Consider the following 14,644-nt stretch of genomic DNA (forward strand, 5'->3'; position numbering starts at 1 on the left):
GACCTCGGCGGGGCAAGGCATGACGGATCGCGTGGTCGACCTTCTGGTGGTCGGCGGGGGCATCAACGGCACCGGCATCGCGCGCGACGCGGCCGGCCGTGGCTTGAGCGTCACCCTGGTCGAGCAGGACGACCTCGCCAGCGGCACCTCGTCATGGTCGACCAAGCTGATCCATGGCGGCCTGCGCTATCTCGAACATTACGAATTCCGGCTGGTCCGCGAGGCGCTGATCGAGCGCGAAGTGCTCTGGGCCATCGCACCGCATGTGATCGGCCCGCTGCGCTTCGTGCTGCCCCACCATCAGGGCCTGAGACCGGCCTGGATGCTGCGGCTCGGATTGTTCCTCTACGACCATCTCGGTGGCCGCAAGCGGCTGCCGGCGACCCGGACGCTGGACCTGCGGACCGATCCGGCCGGCAAGCCGCTGAAGCCGGGATATTCCCGGGCTTTCGAATATTCCGACTGCCGGGTCGACGACAGCCGGCTGGTGGTGCTGAACGCCCGTGACGCCGCCGAGCGCGGCGCGACCATCCTGACGCGCACCCGTGCCGTGTCGGCGCAGCGCGCCGATGGCGTGTGGCTGGTCGGTGTCGAGGACCGCAGGACGGGCACCCGGACACGCCTCGCGGCCCGCGCGCTGGTCAACGCGGCCGGCCCCTGGGTCGACCGGTTCCTGGCCGACACGGTCGGCATGTCCTCCGCCAAGGTCCGGCTGGTGCAGGGATCCCATATTGTGGTGCGCAGGCTCTACGAGCACGACCGGGCCTACATCTTCCAGAACGCCGACAACCGGATTATCTTCGCCATTCCCTACGAGGACGACTTCACCCTGATCGGCACGACCGACCGCGACTATGACGGCGATCCCGCCGCGGTCAGCGCCGGCGAGGCGGAGATCGCCTATCTCTGCGCCGCGGCGAGCGAATATTTCGCCGCGCCGATCGGGCGGGACGACGTGGTCTGGACCTATTCCGGGGTTCGACCGCTGTTCGATGACGGCGCCTCGGCGGCCCAGGAGGCGACCCGCGACTATGTGCTGCAACGCGACGGCAAGGCCGGCGAGGCGCCGCTCCTGTCGGTGTTCGGCGGCAAGATCACCACCTATCGCCGGCTCGCCATGAGCGCGCTGGAGGCGCTTGCCGACGACCTGCCGGCGCTTTCCACCAATCGCGGCTGGACCGCCGGCGCGGCATTGCCGGGCGGCGATTTCGCCATGGGCGGCGTGACCCGGCTCGCCACCGAGCTGAAGCGCGACCATGCCTTTCTGAGCGAACCCCATGCGCTTCGCCTGGCCCGTGCCTATGGCACGCGTGCCCGCCTTATCCTGAACAACGCCCGGAGCGCCACCGATCTCGGCCGCGATTTCGGCGCCACCCTGACGGAAGCCGAGATTGCCTATCTCAAGGCCGAGGAATGGGCGGTGACGTCAGATGATGTTCTGTGGCGCCGCTCCAAACGCGGCCTGCACATGACCGCCGCCGAACGGGAGGCCGTCCAGGCCCATGTGGGAGCATGATCTCGCGCTCCTGCCAGGTCGCCATTGTCGGCGCCGGACCGGCCGGCCTGTTTGCCGCCGAACAGCTCGCCCGGGCCGGCCTCTCGGTGACCATTTTCGAGCGCATGGCATCGCCGGCCCGGAAATTCCTGCTGGCGGGACGGGGCGGCCTGAACCTGACCCATTCCGAACCGCGCGAACCGTTTCTTGGCCGCTATGGCGCAGACGCGGACTGGCTGAAGCCGGCGCTCGATGCCTTCCCGCCGTCGGCCTTGCGCGCCTGGGCCGAAGGCCTCGGCCAGAAGACCTTTGTCGGCTCCAGCGGGCGGGTGTTCCCGGAGAGCTTCAAGGCCTCGCCGCTGGTGCGCGCCTGGCTCGGCCGGCTGGACGGGCTCGGCGTAACCTTGATCAGCCGCCGCCGCTTCACCGATTTCGGGCGCGGCGGCACGCTCTTGTTCGACGGGCCTGACAGCGCCGAAACGGTCAAGGCGGCGGCAACCCTCCTGGCGCTCGGCGGCGCCAGTTGGCCGCGCATGGGTTCGGACGGCGCCTGGATGCCGGTGCTGGAACGAAAGGGCGTCGCGGTGTCACCGCTCGAACCGGCCAATATGGGTGTCGATATCGCCTGGTCGTCCCGATTTGCCGCAAGCTTTGCCGGCCAGCCGCTGAAACGCATGACCATCGCCATAGCCGGCCAGCGCAGCGCCGGCGAGGCGATCATCACCGAGACTGGCCTCGAGGGCGGCGCGATCTATGCTTTGTCCCGGCCGATCCGCGGCGCGCTCGGCAATGGTGCCGCACGGATTGCGATCGATCTGAAACCGGATCTTGGCGCGGAGGTCATCGCCGCCCGGATCGCCGGTGCGCGTGCCAAGGATTCGCTGTCCAGCACACTGAAGAAGCGCCTGGGCCTGGCACCCCAGGCGATCGGCCTCCTGCACGAAGCCGCGGGCGGCCCGCTGCCGCGCGCGCCGGAGCGCCTCGCCAGCCTGATCAAGGCGGCTCCGCTCGACATCGTGGCGGTGCGCCCGATCGCCCGCGCCATTTCGAGCGCCGGCGGGGTCAGGCGCGACGCGATCGATGCGGCCGGCGCGCTCGCGGCACTGCCAGGGGTGTTCGTCGCCGGCGAAATGCTCGACTGGGAGGCGCCGACCGGCGGCTATCTGCTGCAGGCGACATTCGCCACCGCGGCAGCCGCGGCCAGGGCGATCGCGGCCCATCTCGGCGCCGAGATCACGGGGCCGGCCGCCACCAGCTGGTGATCAGGGGCAGATCGCCCCCGAGCCGGTGCGGGTGACCGATGCGCCGATGCGCGGCCCGGCATAGAGCCGGTCGGAGAGAACGATCGACGCCGGCATGAACCAGGGTACCGCGGGCCGGTAGGTGTAGGTCACCTCGGCCAGAACCAGGAAGCCGGTCTTGCCGAGCGCGGGCATGAGATCCGCCGGCACGGTCATCGTCGCGCCGCAGGTGTAGCCGGGCAGATCCGTGGCACCGTTGCGGGTCTCGCTCCAGCCGACCGTCGCCTTGCCCTTGTCGTCGATCTTGATGCCGGTCAGCGTGATCCGTGCATTGGCGACGGGAAACGGCGCGAGCACATCGCTCGCGGCATCCTTGATGTTTTTCATGTCGGCATCGGCAAGGGTCGCCGTCTGCGAGGCGAGATCGGCGAGCGCCCGCGCGGCAATCGACACCTTGCGGTTGACCTGCAGCCCCTGCGTCGTCTCGGCAAGGCCGAAGAGCATCGGCACCATCAAGGTGACGACGATGCCGAACTCGATCGCGGACACGCCGCGGGTATCCCTGCGGGCCCGCGCCACGAAGGCCCGGCCGGCCGTCGCGAGCGCCGAAATACCGCTGAACAAATCTCTGCGCACCATGCGGGTCACCACTCGGAAAAGGCCGTCAGGACCCCGACGACGTCGAGAAAGGCTCGTTGCGGAACGCCGCCGTCGACATGATCAGGCGCTTGCCATTGGGCAGGTCGCCGACCGAAAGTCCGAAGGTCGGCATCAGCACCGGCCATTCGTAGAGCACCTTGACGACGACGATGTCGCCGCCGGCACCCTGGTTGTAGCCGAGGCTCGAATAATTGACCGCACCCGTCGTGGTCCGCGCCGGCGCCGACGTGCTGGCGGAGCTGAAACTGGCGGCGGTCTGCACGTCGACATTGAGATTGGCGCAGCTCATCAGCACCTTGACCTTGTCGCAGACGGCGTTCTTGAAGGCGACCTTGTCGAAATTGGCTGCCTGGGCCTGGCCGGTCAGGATCAGCCGCGCCGCATCGGCGGTCGCGGTCTCGAGCAGCTGGCTGGCGAAAAACACCATCGCCACCTCGATGGTCGCGAAGATCAGGAAGAGGAACGGGCCGGCGACAAAGGCGAACTCGATCGCAGTGGCGCCCTTGTCGTCACCCCTGAAACGCCGGACGATCCGGGGCCGCACAAAACCACGCGAGGCGGCGCGCCGACGGAACCGGCTGGCTGAGAGCCACGCGGCCAAGCGATGCAAACGCGAAATGGTCATGCCTCTCTCGCCTCTTGACCCGAGGCGGCAGCCAACGGGCGAACAAGTGCCCTGTCTTAGGGTAAACCTGTTGACGAACCGTTGCCCGGGACGCCCAAAACCGAACGTCCTCGGTTTCAGCGCGGTGTCGCGCCGGCAGCGCCGCCGCCGCGCGCGGACGCCGCGGCGTCCCGGCTGCGGGCCTGGCCCAGCGCGGTTTCGAAGAAGGCCTTGGAGTCACCCACCGCCATGGTCCGCTCGCAGGTCGGCGTACAGGAATAGGTTTCGCGCTCGACCCCGCGATAGACCTGCACCACGGCATCGTTCTGCGGCCGAACCCGGATCTGCACCGCCATCAGCTGCTCGCCGCGCGCATCGAGAGCGATCAGATTGGTCGAGCCGATGCCTTTGCCGGTGAGCACCATCAGTCCGCCGGTCTGAACCGTGGCATCGGCGATCAGCGGATTGCCGATCACCAGCGTCGCCACGCGCGGGGGCAGGCGCACGATGCGCGCCTGATCCATGGTCACGGTGAGGCCATGGGTCATGAGCTCGGTCTGATCCTGGGCGCGTTCATTGCCGAACGAGGCGCCCGGCATCGCCGCGAGGAGGCTCATGGCCAGGATAAGCACGATGGCCGGAAGGTGGCCCTGGGGCGTGACCGCCATGGTGTTCAAAGCTCCGGACAGCGGACCGATATCATTCACGCCGCCGAACTAACCAGAAATTGGTGAACGATTTGCCAATGCCCCTGCGTGAAGAGGAGAAATCCGGCACGTTGCCACCAAGGCCGCCCGAAGAACGACCAAGATACGCCCTTTGACATCGTCTACATCGGATCTAATCGTGTATTGACGATTGAATAAATTGGCTATTAAGAATTAGTACCGGCATTTTTACTTATGATAAACCCAATAATATCGCTGTCCACCCACAATTAACCACGACATAAGCGTTGGGTCATTGGCAGAAATCGGATGTTTGTTTTAACTAAGCCGCAAGGCATCGCTGCTAGGGTCACAATCATTCGAACGGGTCACCAAAAGGCCTGCGAATAGCGCCCCCCTCGGCGCCCAACGTGGACACTAGGAGTCAGTCATGAAGAGCCTTCTCGCCCGCTTCGCCAAGGACCAGTCCGGTGCGACCGCCATCGAATACGGCCTGATCGCCGCCGGCATCGCCGCCGTCATCATCGGTGTCGTCAATGCCATCGGCACCAAAGTCTCGACCGCTTTCGGCAACGTCAACACCAACCTCGGCAAGTAATACACTTCGCCGCCGGAAGAACATCTGCGATCCGCCGGCTCTGGCGGATCGCGACGCCCCTCGATCGCGGAACCACTTCCATGCAAACGACGGTGGTTCGCTTCCTCAAGGACGAATCGGGGGCGACCGCGATGGAGTATGGCCTGCTCATCGCCGGCCTGGCCGGGGCGATCATCGCCCTCGTCAACGCGATCGGGCCGAAGGTCCTGGCCACCTTCAACCAGGCCAACGGCCTGAACAAATGACGGCCCGGGCATCGTCGCATGCCCACGGAATGGCGCGGGCCTGGATCGTCCGCCGCTCTGAGGATCACTTGCCGGATGCCCGCCCCCTACAGCAAGATTGATCTGCGAATGGATCGCCCGGGCGCCTCCGGCCAGGGCTGGGCGACGACCGTGTCGCCGAACGGGAGCGCTCCGATCGTCCCGCTGGTCGTTGCCGTGCTCGTCGCCGGCCTGATGTCCGGATTGCTCGTGATCTGGCGTTCACTGGTCTGAAACCGGCGACGTCCTAGAGATTATCCCGCCCTCGACCGGCGCGAACATGTGCGTGGAGCGAATGATGACCGAACTCGCGATCTTGCTGGTCTTTCCCGCGATGATGGCCTTCGCCGCCGCGAGCGATCTGTTCACCATGACGATTTCCAATCGGGTTTCGCTCATCCTGATCGCCGGCTTCATGGTGATGGCGCTGGTCACCGGCATGAGCTGGCAGGTCATCGGCCTGCATGCCCTGGCCGGCTTCGCCGTCCTGACCATCACTTTCACATTCTTCGCTTTCGGCTGGATCGGTGGCGGCGATGCCAAGCTCGCCGCGGCCACGGCGCTCTGGCTCGGCTGGTCGCAACTGATGGAATATGCGCTGCTGTCGTCGATGCTGGGCGGCGCGCTGACGATCGGCCTGCTGGTGCTGCGCGGCGCGCCGCTGCACCCGGCCTTCCTGATCCGCGAAGGCTGGTATGCGAAGATGACCGACGAGAAGACCGGCATTCCCTACGGCATCGCCCTTGCCACCGCCGGACTGCTGCTTTACCCGGCCAGCGTCTGGATGAGCGGCGCGATTCACTGAGGCTGCGGCCCGCGCTCGGGACGGTTACCTTCTGTTAGGGCAGATTGCTCACATAGAGTTAACCATAAGTTGACCTTTGCCTGATGAAATCCGCGATTGAGCGGGGATCTCAGGGTCCCTCGCCAAGCGTGGGGGTTCGTCTGATGCGTTTGAAGCCTGCCCAGATCGTCGTCATTGCAGTGGCGCTCGGTGCCGGTGGGCTGGCCGCCATGCTGATGGGCGGGCGCAAGGCGCCGGAGCCCGTGGTGCAGCAGGCGCCCACGCCGGCCCCCGAAATGCGCACCGTCGACGTGCTGGTCGCCGGTGCCGAGATCCCGATGGGCAAGGTCCTGTCGCCGGGCGATATCCAATGGCGCCGCTGGCCCGAGGAGGCCGGTTCCGACAATTTCGTCGTCCGACGCGCCGGCGATACCGGCCAGGCGGCGATGGACGAGGCCATCGGTTCGATCGCCCGGACCTCCTTCGCCCAGGGCGAGCCGATCCGGCCGGCCAAGCTGATCAAGGGCGGCCGCGGCTTCATGTCGGCCATCCTGTCGCCCGGCATGCGCGCCATCGCCGCACCGATCGACGACCCCTCGCGCGGCGCCGGCGCCTTCATCCTGCCCAATGACCGGGTCGACGTGATCCTCGCCCGCCGCACCAACAGCGCCGCCGGCCAGGGCGACGGCATGACGCACACGAGCTCGACGGTGCTGCGCAATGTCCGGGTGCTCGCGGTCGATCAGGTGGTGGAAGAGAAGAATGGCGAGAAGACCATTGTCGGCCGCACCGCCACCCTCGAACTGACCCCGGCGCAGGCCGAGACGCTGGCGCTGTCGCGCGAGCTCGGCACCCTGTCGCTGGCGCTGCGCAGCCTCGCCGATTCGATGTCGTCCAATCTCGCCGGCGAAACCGGCGACGATGGCGATCCGCTGTTTTCGTCGCGCCATGGCGGCCGCATGACGATCGTGCGCCACGGCACGGTTCAATCGGTGCCGACCAGCCCGCAGGGGAGCGAATGATGCGGCACGCCATGCGCCAAGCCTGTTCCGACCCGCAAGACAAGCCCTGCCTGCACGGCACATTCGCGAAAGAACTCCCGATGCGCGCCAACGCCGGCACACTGGCCCCGATCCGTCGCCGGCTCCCGGCGCTCCTGTTCGGCGCGCTGTTTGCAGCCACCACGCTCGCCCCGGCTTCGGCGCAGACCAGCACGGTGCCACGCCAACAGGCCGAGTCCTCCGCCAATCGCCCGGTCATGCTCGGTGTCGGCAAATCCTTGTCGATCGACCTGGCACGCGACGCGCGCGACGTCATCGTCGCCAATCCGGCGATCGCCAACGCGGTTGTCCGCTCGGCGCGCCGGGTCTTCCTGATCGGCGTCGCGGTCGGCCAGACCAATGTGTTCTTCCTCGACGCCGAGGGGCGGCAGATCGCCAGCTACGACATCGAGGTCGGCCGCGACCTCGGCGGGCTCAGGCAGACGCTGCGCAGCCTCCTGCCGGGCTCGCCGCTGGCGGTCCAGTCGGTCAACGATTCCGTCGTCGTCTCCGGCCAGGTCGCCAACGCGCTGGAGGCACAGCAGGCCATGGACGTCGCCACGCGCCTCGTCGGCGACGAAAAGAAGGTGGTCAACGCCATCACCATTCGCGGCCGCGACCAGGTGCTGCTGAAGGTCACCGTGTCCGAGGTGCAGCGCACCGTCATCAAGCAGCTCGGTGTCAACCTGCTGGGCACCGGTCTTGGCGGCGGCAGCGGCCTGTCGACCGCCGGCAATTTCAACGCCAATGGCGCGCAGCCGTTGAACAGCCTGACGCTCGGCACGCAAATGGGCGCCGCCGCCCTGTCCGCCACGTTCAGGGCCTATGAAGAACAGGGCCTCGTGCGGACCCTGGCCGAACCGACCCTGACGGCGGTATCGGGCGAACAGGCCCGTTTCCTCGCGGGCGGCGAATTTCCCGTGCCGACGGCCAAGGACATCATGGGCAACGTGACCATGGAGTTCAAACCGTTCGGCGTGGCGCTCGCCTTCACCCCGGTGGTGCTGTCGGAAGGCCGGATCAGCCTGCGCGTCGGTGTCGAGGTCAGCGAGATCGACAACCAGCTCACGGTTCAGGCGGCGGGCATCACCGTCCGCGGCCTGCAGACCCGGCGGGCGGATACCACCGTCGAACTGCCTTCCGGCGGCTCGATCGTCATGGCCGGCCTGCTCAAGGAGACCACCGCCCAGAACATCAACGGTGTTCCCGGCGCGGTCAATCTGCCGATCCTCGGCGCCCTGTTCCGTTCGCGCGACTATCGCCGCGGACAGACCGAACTGGTGATTTCCGTGACACCCTTCATCGCCCGGGCGGTTCCGGCCAATGCCATCGCCCGGCCCGACGACAATTACCAGGATGCATCCGATCCCGCGACCTACCTGATCGGCCGCTTCAACCGGATCTACGGCACCGGACCGGCGCCCGCCACGACCGGCCGCTTCAACGGACCCATCGGGTTCATCCGCGACTGACGCCTGAAAGGATTCGTCCCATGTACCGCGCGTTTCGTCGCTCCCGGGTGGTTCCCCTCGCCGTCATCGGCCTCGCGGCGCTGGCGCTCGGCGGCTGCCAGCGGTCGCGCATCACCGAGATCGAGCAGCAATTTCCCGCGGATTACCGCCAGCGCCACCCCATCATGGTGAGCCCGCAAGGCGCCTATGTCGCAACCCAATGCGGCCAGTGGCCGCACGATATCGGCGTCGCCGACGGCGTGATGGACGCCATGAACCGCCCCCACTGGAATCACGGCTGCGCCACCCAGCAGAATTTGGCCGCCATGGTCGCACAGCCGAGCGATCTTTTGCGCCCGCGCGCCGAAACCCCGGTCGACGCGGCCCGCCGCCAGACCAATCTCACCCGGTATCGCGCGGGTACCGGCCCCGGACCGCAGACCGTTCATCAGCCGATACAACCGCTCACTGACGTGAAAAATGCCGTCAGGGGGGGAGGATAACAGACGTGGAAGACACGCCGCATCAGGACAAGGATCCGAGCGAGCAGATCGCGCCGGTGCCGCGCATCTCGCTGCAGGCTTTCTGCGAGACCGCCGATCTCGCGGAGGTGATCGCCGAAGCCGCCGAGGACCGGCGCATGGACAAGGCGCATCTGCGCGTCCAGATGGGCGGGGCGCCGGCGGCGCTGGAAGCCTACAGGACCTCGCCGACACCGAACGTCGTCGTGCTCGAGACGATCGGCCGCCGCAACGAGATTCTCGACCAGCTGGACGAGCTGGCCGAGGTTTGCGACGCCACCACCAAGGTGATCGTCATCGGCCAGGTCAACGACATCGTGCTCTATCGCGAGCTGGTGGCGCGCGGGGTCAGCGACTACCTGATCGCGCCGATCGGCGTGCTCGACGTCATCCGGGCCGTGTCCTCGCTCTATGGCGCGCCAGGGGCCAAGCCGGTCGGCCGGGTCATCGCGGTGATCGGCGCCAAGGGCGGCGTCGGTGCCTCGACCATCGCGCATAATCTCGGCTGGGCGATCTCCAGGGATATTGGCGTCGACACCTGCATCGCCGACATGGATTTGCCGTTCGGCACCGGCGGCCTCGATTTCAACCAGGACCCGCCGCAGGGCATCGCCGACGCGGTGTTCTCGCCGGACCGTGTCGACACCGCCTTCGTCGACCGGCTGCTGTCGCGCTGCTCGGACAATCTCTCGCTGCTTGCCGCGCCGGCGACGCTGGAGCGTGTCTATGACCTCGGCCACGACGCTTTCGATCCGCTGATCGACATTCTGCGCGCCACCATTCCTTCGATCATCCTGGATCTGCCGCACGGCTGGACCGGCTGGTCGAAACGGGCGCTGACCAATGCCGACGAGATCCTGGTGGTGGCCACGCCGGATCTGGCCAATCTGCGCAACGCCAAGAACATGATGGATCTCTTGCGCGCCTCGCGGCCGAACGATTCGGCGCCACGCTATCTGCTGAACCAGACCGGTGTCGCCAAACGCCCGGAAATCAAGCCCGGCGATTTCGCCAAGGCGCTCGAGGCCGACCCGGTGTCGATCATCGGCTTCGAACCGCAGTTGTTCGGTGCAGCGGCCAATAACGGCCAGATGATCGCTGAGATGGAGCCCGGACATAAGATATCCGGCCAGTTCACCGAGCTCGCGCTGGCCATGACCGGCCGTCACGACACGCGCAAGGCCCGTCCGGGCCTGCTCGCACCGCTGACGCCACTGCTCGAGAAGCTGACGCAACGACGCAAGAAGGCCTGACGGCCGGGGATCTGACGCACCATGTTCGGAAAGCGCAGCACGACGGGATCGGGAAGCGGGCGGCCCCCCTCGCAGGGTACGGCTGCGCTCGAGCGCCCGTCGCCGTCCAGCGCTCCCCGTGGCGCGGAGCCGGCGCCGCGTTTTGCCCCGACCGTCGCCTCGCCGCCGCTCGCGCCGGCGGCCCCACCTCCCGTCATGGAAGACCGGCAGCGTTCGGCGAGCTTTTATGAGACCAAGGGCCAGGTTTTCGGCGCCTTGATCGAAGCGATCGACCTGTCCCAGCTCGCCAAGCTCGACGGCCAGTCGGCGCGCGAGGAAATTCGCGACATCGTCAACGAGATCATCACGATCAAGAACGTCGTGATGTCGATCGCCGAACAGGAAGACCTGCTCGAGGATATCTGCAACGACGTGCTCGGTTATGGGCCGCTCGAGCCGTTGCTGGCGCGCGACGACATTTCCGACGTCATGGTCAACGGTCCGAACACCGTCTATATCGAGGTCGCCGGCAAGATCCAGAGAACCGGGATACGGTTCCGCGACGCCTCGCAGCTGATGAACATCTGCCAGCGCATCGTCAGCCAGGTCGGCCGGCGTGTCGACGAATCCTCACCCATTTGCGACGCCCGCCTGCCCGACGGCTCACGCGTCAACGTCATCGCGCCGCCGCTCGCCATCGACGGCGCGGCGCTGACCATCCGCAAATTCAAGAAGGACAAGCTGACGCTCGAGCAGCTGGTCAAATTCGGCTCGATCTCGCCGGAAGGCGCCGAGGTTCTCAAGATCATCGGGCGCGTCCGCTGCAATATCGTGGTTTCCGGCGGCACCGGCTCGGGCAAGACGACGCTGCTCAACTGCCTGACACGCTATATCGACGCGGACGAACGGATCATCACCTGCGAAGATGCCGCCGAACTGCAATTGCAGCAGCCGCACGTGGTGCGCCTGGAAACCCGGCCGCCCAATCTCGAAGGCGAGGGCCAGGTGACCATGCGCGAGCTGGTCAAGAACTGCCTGCGCATGCGGCCCGAACGGATCATCGTCGGCGAGGTGCGCGGACCGGAGGTGTTCGACCTGCTACAGGCGATGAATACCGGCCATGACGGCTCGATGGGCACGATCCACGCCAACAGCCCGCGCGAATGCCTGAGCCGCATGGAATCGATGATCGCCATGGGCGGATATTCGCTGCCGGCCAAGACCGTGCGCGAGATCATCGTCGGCTCGGTCGACATCATTGTCCAGGCTTCGCGCCTGCGCGACGGTTCGCGGCGCATCACCCACATCACCGAGGTCATGGGCCTGGAAGGCGATACGCCGATCACCCAGGATCTGTTCGTTTATGAGATGCTCGGCGAGGACGAGCACGGCAAGATCAACGGCCGGCACCGGTCGACCGGCATCGGCCGGCCGCGCTTCTGGGACCGTGCGCGCTATTACGGCGAGGACAAGCGGCTCGCCGCCGCGCTCGACGCCTCCGACTATGATGAACCGATAAGGTAGCGCCATGTTCGAGATCGACACCCTCGCGATCGTCGGACTCGCGGTCCTTTGCGCCGGCGGCCTCGCCTATGCGCTGATCTATCCGTTCCTCTCCGGCGAGGTGAAGGCCGACGAGCGACGCCAGGCGGTTGCCGGCACCGTGGCGCGACCGGTGCGCAAGACCGAGGAGGCCTCGGTCAAGCGGCCGAGCATCGAGGAGACGCTGAAGGAGATCGACCGCAAGCGGCTCAACGTCAACCGGCCGCCGCTGTCGGTTCAAATCGCCCAGGCCGGGCTGACCTGGAGCAAGCAGAAGTTCCTGGTCATCTCGGGCGGTCTCGGAGCCGCCGGCTTCCTGGGCGCGATGATCTTCGGGGTCGAACCGCTTTGGGCACTGGCCGCGGGCCTCGCGCTCGGCCTCGGCCTGCCGCGCTGGATCCTCGGCTTCCTGAAGAAGCGGCGCCTGGCGGCCTTCCTCAACGAACTCGCCAACGCCGTCGACGTGATCGTTCGCGGCGTCAAGGCGGGCCTGCCGCTGGGCGACTGCCTGCGCATCGTCGCAACCGAGGCGCAGGAGCCGGTGCGCACCGAGTTCCGCCATATCATCGAACAGACGACGCTCGGCATTCCGCTCTATGAGGCCGTGCTGAAGCTCTATGAACGCATGCCGGTAGCGGAGGCGAATTTCTTCTGCATCGTCGTGTCGATCCAGCAGAAGGCCGGCGGCAACCTGGCGGAGAGCCTCGGCAACCTCTCGAAAGTCCTGCGCGATCGCAAGAAAATGAAATCGAAGATCGTCGCCATGTCCCAGGAAGCCAAATCGTCGGCGGCCATCATCGGCAGCCTGCCGCCGGCGGTGATGGTCTTCGTCTATCTGTCGACGCCGCATTACATCTCGCTGCTGTGGACGAGCGAAATGGGCCGGCTGCTTCTGGCCGGCTGCCTGGTCTGGATGTTCATCGGCGTCATGGTCATGCGCAAACTCATCAATTTCGACTTCTGAGGGGATGAGCAGAGATGCTGAACATCCTCATCGAGAAACTTCACGACCGGGATTTCATGATCCAGCTGCTCATCGCGATCGCGGTGTGCGCAACCGTCCTGACCTTCGCCATGCCATTGCTGGCCGGCGACGACCTCGGCCGGCGCATGAAGGCCGTCTCGGTCGAGCGCAACCGGATGCGCGAGCGTGAACGGGCGCGGCTGGCCAGCGGCGAACGGATCAATGTGCGGCCGACGCCGAAGGCCTGGATGCTGTCGGTCGTCGATACGCTGAAACTGACCAAGCACCTTGCCCAGGACGAGGCGCGCGACAAGCTGATGCAGGCCGGCCACCGCGGCCAGGGTCCCTATGTCGCCTTCCTGTTCTTCCGCCTGGTCGTGCCGATCGTCACCTTCCTCGCCGCGCTCCTTTATGTCTTCGTGCTCAACGACCTGGGGCAGCCGACCATCGTGCGGCTGCTGCTCGCCCTGTTCGCGGCTTATGTCGGCCTGCAATTGCCGATGCTGTTCCTGAAGAACCAGATCACGCGGCGCCAGACCTCGATCCGCCGGGCTTTTCCCGACGCGCTCGACCTGATGCTGATCTGCGTCGAAAGCGGCATGTCGATCGAGGTCGCGTTCAAGCGGGTCAGCGGCGAGATCGGCACCCAATCCGTGCCGCTGGCCGAGGAGCTGACCCTGACCACGGCCGAATTGAGCTACCTGCAGGATCGCCGGCTGGCTTACGAGAATCTGGCCAAACGAACCGACCTCGACGGCGTCCGGGCGGTCTGCATGGCACTGATCCAGTCGGAGCGCTACGGCACGCCGCTGGCCAATACGCTGCGCGTCATGGCCCAGGAAAACCGCGACATGCGCATGTCGGAAGCCGAAAAGAAGGCGGCCGCGCTGCCGCCGAAGCTGACCGTGCCGATGATCGTGTTCTTCCTGCCCTGCCTGTTCGTCGTCATCATGGGACCGGCCGCGATCCGTCTGATGTCGAACTGAGCGATGGTTCGGGCCTGAGCCGGGGCCCGCCGGCCGGCACCACCTCGGCCGCGGCCAGCCGGCGATAGAGGTTGCGCGACCGGCGCACCGGCCACCAGTCGTAGAACAGGATCTCGGCCGGCCGCCAATTGGCGACCCAGCCGAACACCGAAAGGCCGTCGCGCAGGCCTTCGCGCCAGCCGTCCCGGATCGGCGCGGCGTCGACCAGCTGGGCCAGCGCGGTACAGGCGGCCAGCACGCAGAGCCCGATGATCAGCGAGATGACGCCGCGTCGCAGCAGCCGCCGCAGATTCTGATGTTCCGTGGTGGCGAGCCGCCCGAAATGGACGTCGGTCACCTCTTCGAGCTTCATCGTCGCCGCCGGATCGGCCGGCTGGCCGTTCTCCGAGAGCTCGATGACGAAACGATCGCGGCGCGGCGCGTCCCAGGCCTGGGACACGATATATTGCCCGATCGGCCGGTTCAGATTGTGCTCGTGAAACGGCGAGGGATCGAACGTGGTGAACAGCTGTTCGATATGCGGGACGTCGATCCCGATCCGGGTGATGCCCTTCATGCCTGTCTCCCGGCTTCCACACGATCCAGGATGACCATA

General features: G+C 66.5%; 17 protein-coding genes. 13 read left to right on the forward strand and 4 right to left on the reverse strand.

Annotated elements, in window-relative coordinates:
* Positions 1–19 precede the first annotated feature (19 nt).
* Both glpD and AC07WJ_RS01090 read left to right on the forward strand, forming a co-directional pair.
* Positions 20–1,516 carry a glycerol-3-phosphate dehydrogenase gene (gene glpD, locus AC07WJ_RS01085; RefSeq protein ID WP_494932681.1) on the forward strand — a complete coding sequence of 499 codons (1,497 nt, stop codon included), beginning with the start codon at positions 20–22 and terminating at the stop codon, positions 1,514–1,516.
* On the forward strand, positions 1,513–2,757 hold the full coding sequence (locus AC07WJ_RS01090; protein WP_494932682.1) for a BaiN/RdsA family NAD(P)/FAD-dependent oxidoreductase: 1,245 nt from the start codon (positions 1,513–1,515) through the stop codon (positions 2,755–2,757). Before glpD ends, AC07WJ_RS01090 begins: the two co-directional genes overlap by 4 nt.
* Here the strand turns inward: AC07WJ_RS01090 and AC07WJ_RS01095 are convergent, their stop codons facing one another.
* The 3 genes from AC07WJ_RS01095 to AC07WJ_RS01105 all read right to left on the reverse strand — a co-directional run bounded on the left by AC07WJ_RS01095 (position 2,758) and on the right by AC07WJ_RS01105 (position 4,668).
* A complete protein-coding gene (locus AC07WJ_RS01095) occupies positions 2,758–3,375 on the reverse strand; it encodes a TadE/TadG family type IV pilus assembly protein (protein WP_494932683.1) in 618 nt (205 codons plus the stop codon). It abuts the gene before it with no gap.
* Positions 3,376–3,400: 25 nt separating this feature from the next.
* Positions 3,401–4,021, reverse strand: coding sequence for a TadE/TadG family type IV pilus assembly protein (locus tag AC07WJ_RS01100; protein ID WP_494932684.1), 621 nt, complete (start codon positions 4,019–4,021; stop codon positions 3,401–3,403).
* Positions 4,022–4,137: 116 nt separating this feature from the next.
* The gene (locus AC07WJ_RS01105) at positions 4,138–4,668 is read right to left on the reverse strand and encodes a pilus assembly protein N-terminal domain-containing protein (protein WP_494932685.1); all 531 of its coding nucleotides are present in this window, start codon (positions 4,666–4,668) and stop codon (positions 4,138–4,140) included.
* Between the two features lie 430 nt (positions 4,669–5,098).
* Between AC07WJ_RS01105 and AC07WJ_RS01110 the strand changes: the two genes are divergently transcribed.
* The 11 genes from AC07WJ_RS01110 to AC07WJ_RS01160 all read left to right on the forward strand — a co-directional run bounded on the left by AC07WJ_RS01110 (position 5,099) and on the right by AC07WJ_RS01160 (position 14,049).
* Positions 5,099–5,266, forward strand: coding sequence for a Flp family type IVb pilin (locus tag AC07WJ_RS01110; protein ID WP_494932686.1), 168 nt, complete (start codon positions 5,099–5,101; stop codon positions 5,264–5,266).
* An 80-nt stretch (positions 5,267–5,346) separates the two neighbouring features.
* Positions 5,347–5,511, forward strand: a complete 165-nt coding sequence (locus AC07WJ_RS01115; protein WP_494932687.1) for a Flp family type IVb pilin — start codon at positions 5,347–5,349, stop codon at positions 5,509–5,511.
* A 75-nt stretch (positions 5,512–5,586) separates the two neighbouring features.
* Positions 5,587–5,763 carry a hypothetical protein gene (locus tag AC07WJ_RS01120; protein WP_494932688.1) on the forward strand — a complete coding sequence of 59 codons (177 nt, stop codon included), beginning with the start codon at positions 5,587–5,589 and terminating at the stop codon, positions 5,761–5,763.
* Between the two features lie 64 nt (positions 5,764–5,827).
* The gene (locus AC07WJ_RS01125) at positions 5,828–6,334 is read left to right on the forward strand and encodes an A24 family peptidase (RefSeq protein WP_494932689.1); all 507 of its coding nucleotides are present in this window, start codon (positions 5,828–5,830) and stop codon (positions 6,332–6,334) included.
* A 143-nt stretch (positions 6,335–6,477) separates the two neighbouring features.
* Entirely contained in the window at positions 6,478–7,335 is an 858-nt protein-coding gene (gene cpaB, locus AC07WJ_RS01130; RefSeq protein WP_494932690.1) for a Flp pilus assembly protein CpaB, read from the forward strand.
* A gap of 80 nt (positions 7,336–7,415) precedes the next feature.
* A complete protein-coding gene (locus AC07WJ_RS01135; protein ID WP_494932691.1) occupies positions 7,416–8,825 on the forward strand; it encodes a type II and III secretion system protein family protein in 1,410 nt (469 codons plus the stop codon).
* 20 nt (positions 8,826–8,845) lie between these two features.
* Positions 8,846–9,307 carry a CpaD family pilus assembly lipoprotein gene (locus AC07WJ_RS01140; protein ID WP_494932692.1) on the forward strand — a complete coding sequence of 154 codons (462 nt, stop codon included), beginning with the start codon at positions 8,846–8,848 and terminating at the stop codon, positions 9,305–9,307.
* The gene (locus AC07WJ_RS01145) at positions 9,304–10,578 is read left to right on the forward strand and encodes a CpaE/TadZ family protein (RefSeq protein WP_494933803.1); all 1,275 of its coding nucleotides are present in this window, start codon (positions 9,304–9,306) and stop codon (positions 10,576–10,578) included. The genes AC07WJ_RS01140 and AC07WJ_RS01145 overlap by 4 nt, the downstream gene beginning before the upstream one ends.
* A 21-nt stretch (positions 10,579–10,599) precedes the next feature.
* Complete coding sequence (locus AC07WJ_RS01150) at positions 10,600–12,081, forward strand: TadA family conjugal transfer-associated ATPase (protein ID WP_494932693.1); 1,482 nt, start codon at positions 10,600–10,602, stop codon at positions 12,079–12,081.
* A gap of 4 nt (positions 12,082–12,085) precedes the next feature.
* The gene (locus AC07WJ_RS01155; protein WP_494932694.1) at positions 12,086–13,063 is read left to right on the forward strand and encodes a type II secretion system F family protein; all 978 of its coding nucleotides are present in this window, start codon (positions 12,086–12,088) and stop codon (positions 13,061–13,063) included.
* Positions 13,064–13,077: 14 nt separating this feature from the next.
* The gene (locus tag AC07WJ_RS01160) at positions 13,078–14,049 is read left to right on the forward strand and encodes a type II secretion system F family protein (RefSeq protein WP_494932695.1); all 972 of its coding nucleotides are present in this window, start codon (positions 13,078–13,080) and stop codon (positions 14,047–14,049) included.
* Here AC07WJ_RS01160 and AC07WJ_RS01165 read toward each other — a convergent pair.
* A complete protein-coding gene (locus AC07WJ_RS01165) occupies positions 14,012–14,605 on the reverse strand; it encodes a hypothetical protein (RefSeq protein WP_494932696.1) in 594 nt (197 codons plus the stop codon). The two genes, AC07WJ_RS01160 and AC07WJ_RS01165, sit on opposite strands and share 38 nt — an antisense overlap.
* Positions 14,606–14,644 lie beyond the last annotated feature (39 nt).

It is taken from the genome of Phreatobacter sp. GW821-FHT04C01, assembly GCF_059420385.1.

Bases quoted from the DNA above. Each gene is read 5' to 3' on its own strand.
- AC07WJ_RS01125 (WP_494932689.1), top strand. From the start codon at position 5,828: ATGACCGAACTCGCGATCTTGCTGGTCTTTCCCGCGATGATGGCCTTC.
- AC07WJ_RS01150 (WP_494932693.1), top strand. From the start codon at position 10,600: ATGTTCGGAAAGCGCAGCACGACGGGATCGGGAAGCGGGCGGCCCCCC.
- AC07WJ_RS01095 (WP_494932683.1), bottom strand. From the start codon at position 3,375: ATGGTGCGCAGAGATTTGTTCAGCGGTATTTCGGCGCTCGCGACGGCC.
- AC07WJ_RS01135 (WP_494932691.1), top strand. From the start codon at position 7,416: ATGCGCGCCAACGCCGGCACACTGGCCCCGATCCGTCGCCGGCTCCCG.
- AC07WJ_RS01160 (WP_494932695.1), top strand. From the start codon at position 13,078: ATGCTGAACATCCTCATCGAGAAACTTCACGACCGGGATTTCATGATC.
- AC07WJ_RS01110 (WP_494932686.1), top strand. From the start codon at position 5,099: ATGAAGAGCCTTCTCGCCCGCTTCGCCAAGGACCAGTCCGGTGCGACC.
- AC07WJ_RS01155 (WP_494932694.1), top strand. From the start codon at position 12,086: ATGTTCGAGATCGACACCCTCGCGATCGTCGGACTCGCGGTCCTTTGC.
- AC07WJ_RS01140 (WP_494932692.1), top strand. From the start codon at position 8,846: ATGTACCGCGCGTTTCGTCGCTCCCGGGTGGTTCCCCTCGCCGTCATC.
- cpaB (WP_494932690.1), top strand. From the start codon at position 6,478: ATGCGTTTGAAGCCTGCCCAGATCGTCGTCATTGCAGTGGCGCTCGGT.
- AC07WJ_RS01100 (WP_494932684.1), bottom strand. From the start codon at position 4,021: ATGACCATTTCGCGTTTGCATCGCTTGGCCGCGTGGCTCTCAGCCAGC.
- AC07WJ_RS01090 (WP_494932682.1), top strand. From the start codon at position 1,513: ATGATCTCGCGCTCCTGCCAGGTCGCCATTGTCGGCGCCGGACCGGCC.
- AC07WJ_RS01105 (WP_494932685.1), bottom strand. From the start codon at position 4,668: ATGGCGGTCACGCCCCAGGGCCACCTTCCGGCCATCGTGCTTATCCTG.
- glpD (WP_494932681.1), top strand. From the start codon at position 20: ATGACGGATCGCGTGGTCGACCTTCTGGTGGTCGGCGGGGGCATCAAC.
- AC07WJ_RS01165 (WP_494932696.1), bottom strand. From the start codon at position 14,605: ATGAAGGGCATCACCCGGATCGGGATCGACGTCCCGCATATCGAACAG.
- AC07WJ_RS01115 (WP_494932687.1), top strand. From the start codon at position 5,347: ATGCAAACGACGGTGGTTCGCTTCCTCAAGGACGAATCGGGGGCGACC.
- AC07WJ_RS01120 (WP_494932688.1), top strand. From the start codon at position 5,587: ATGCCCGCCCCCTACAGCAAGATTGATCTGCGAATGGATCGCCCGGGC.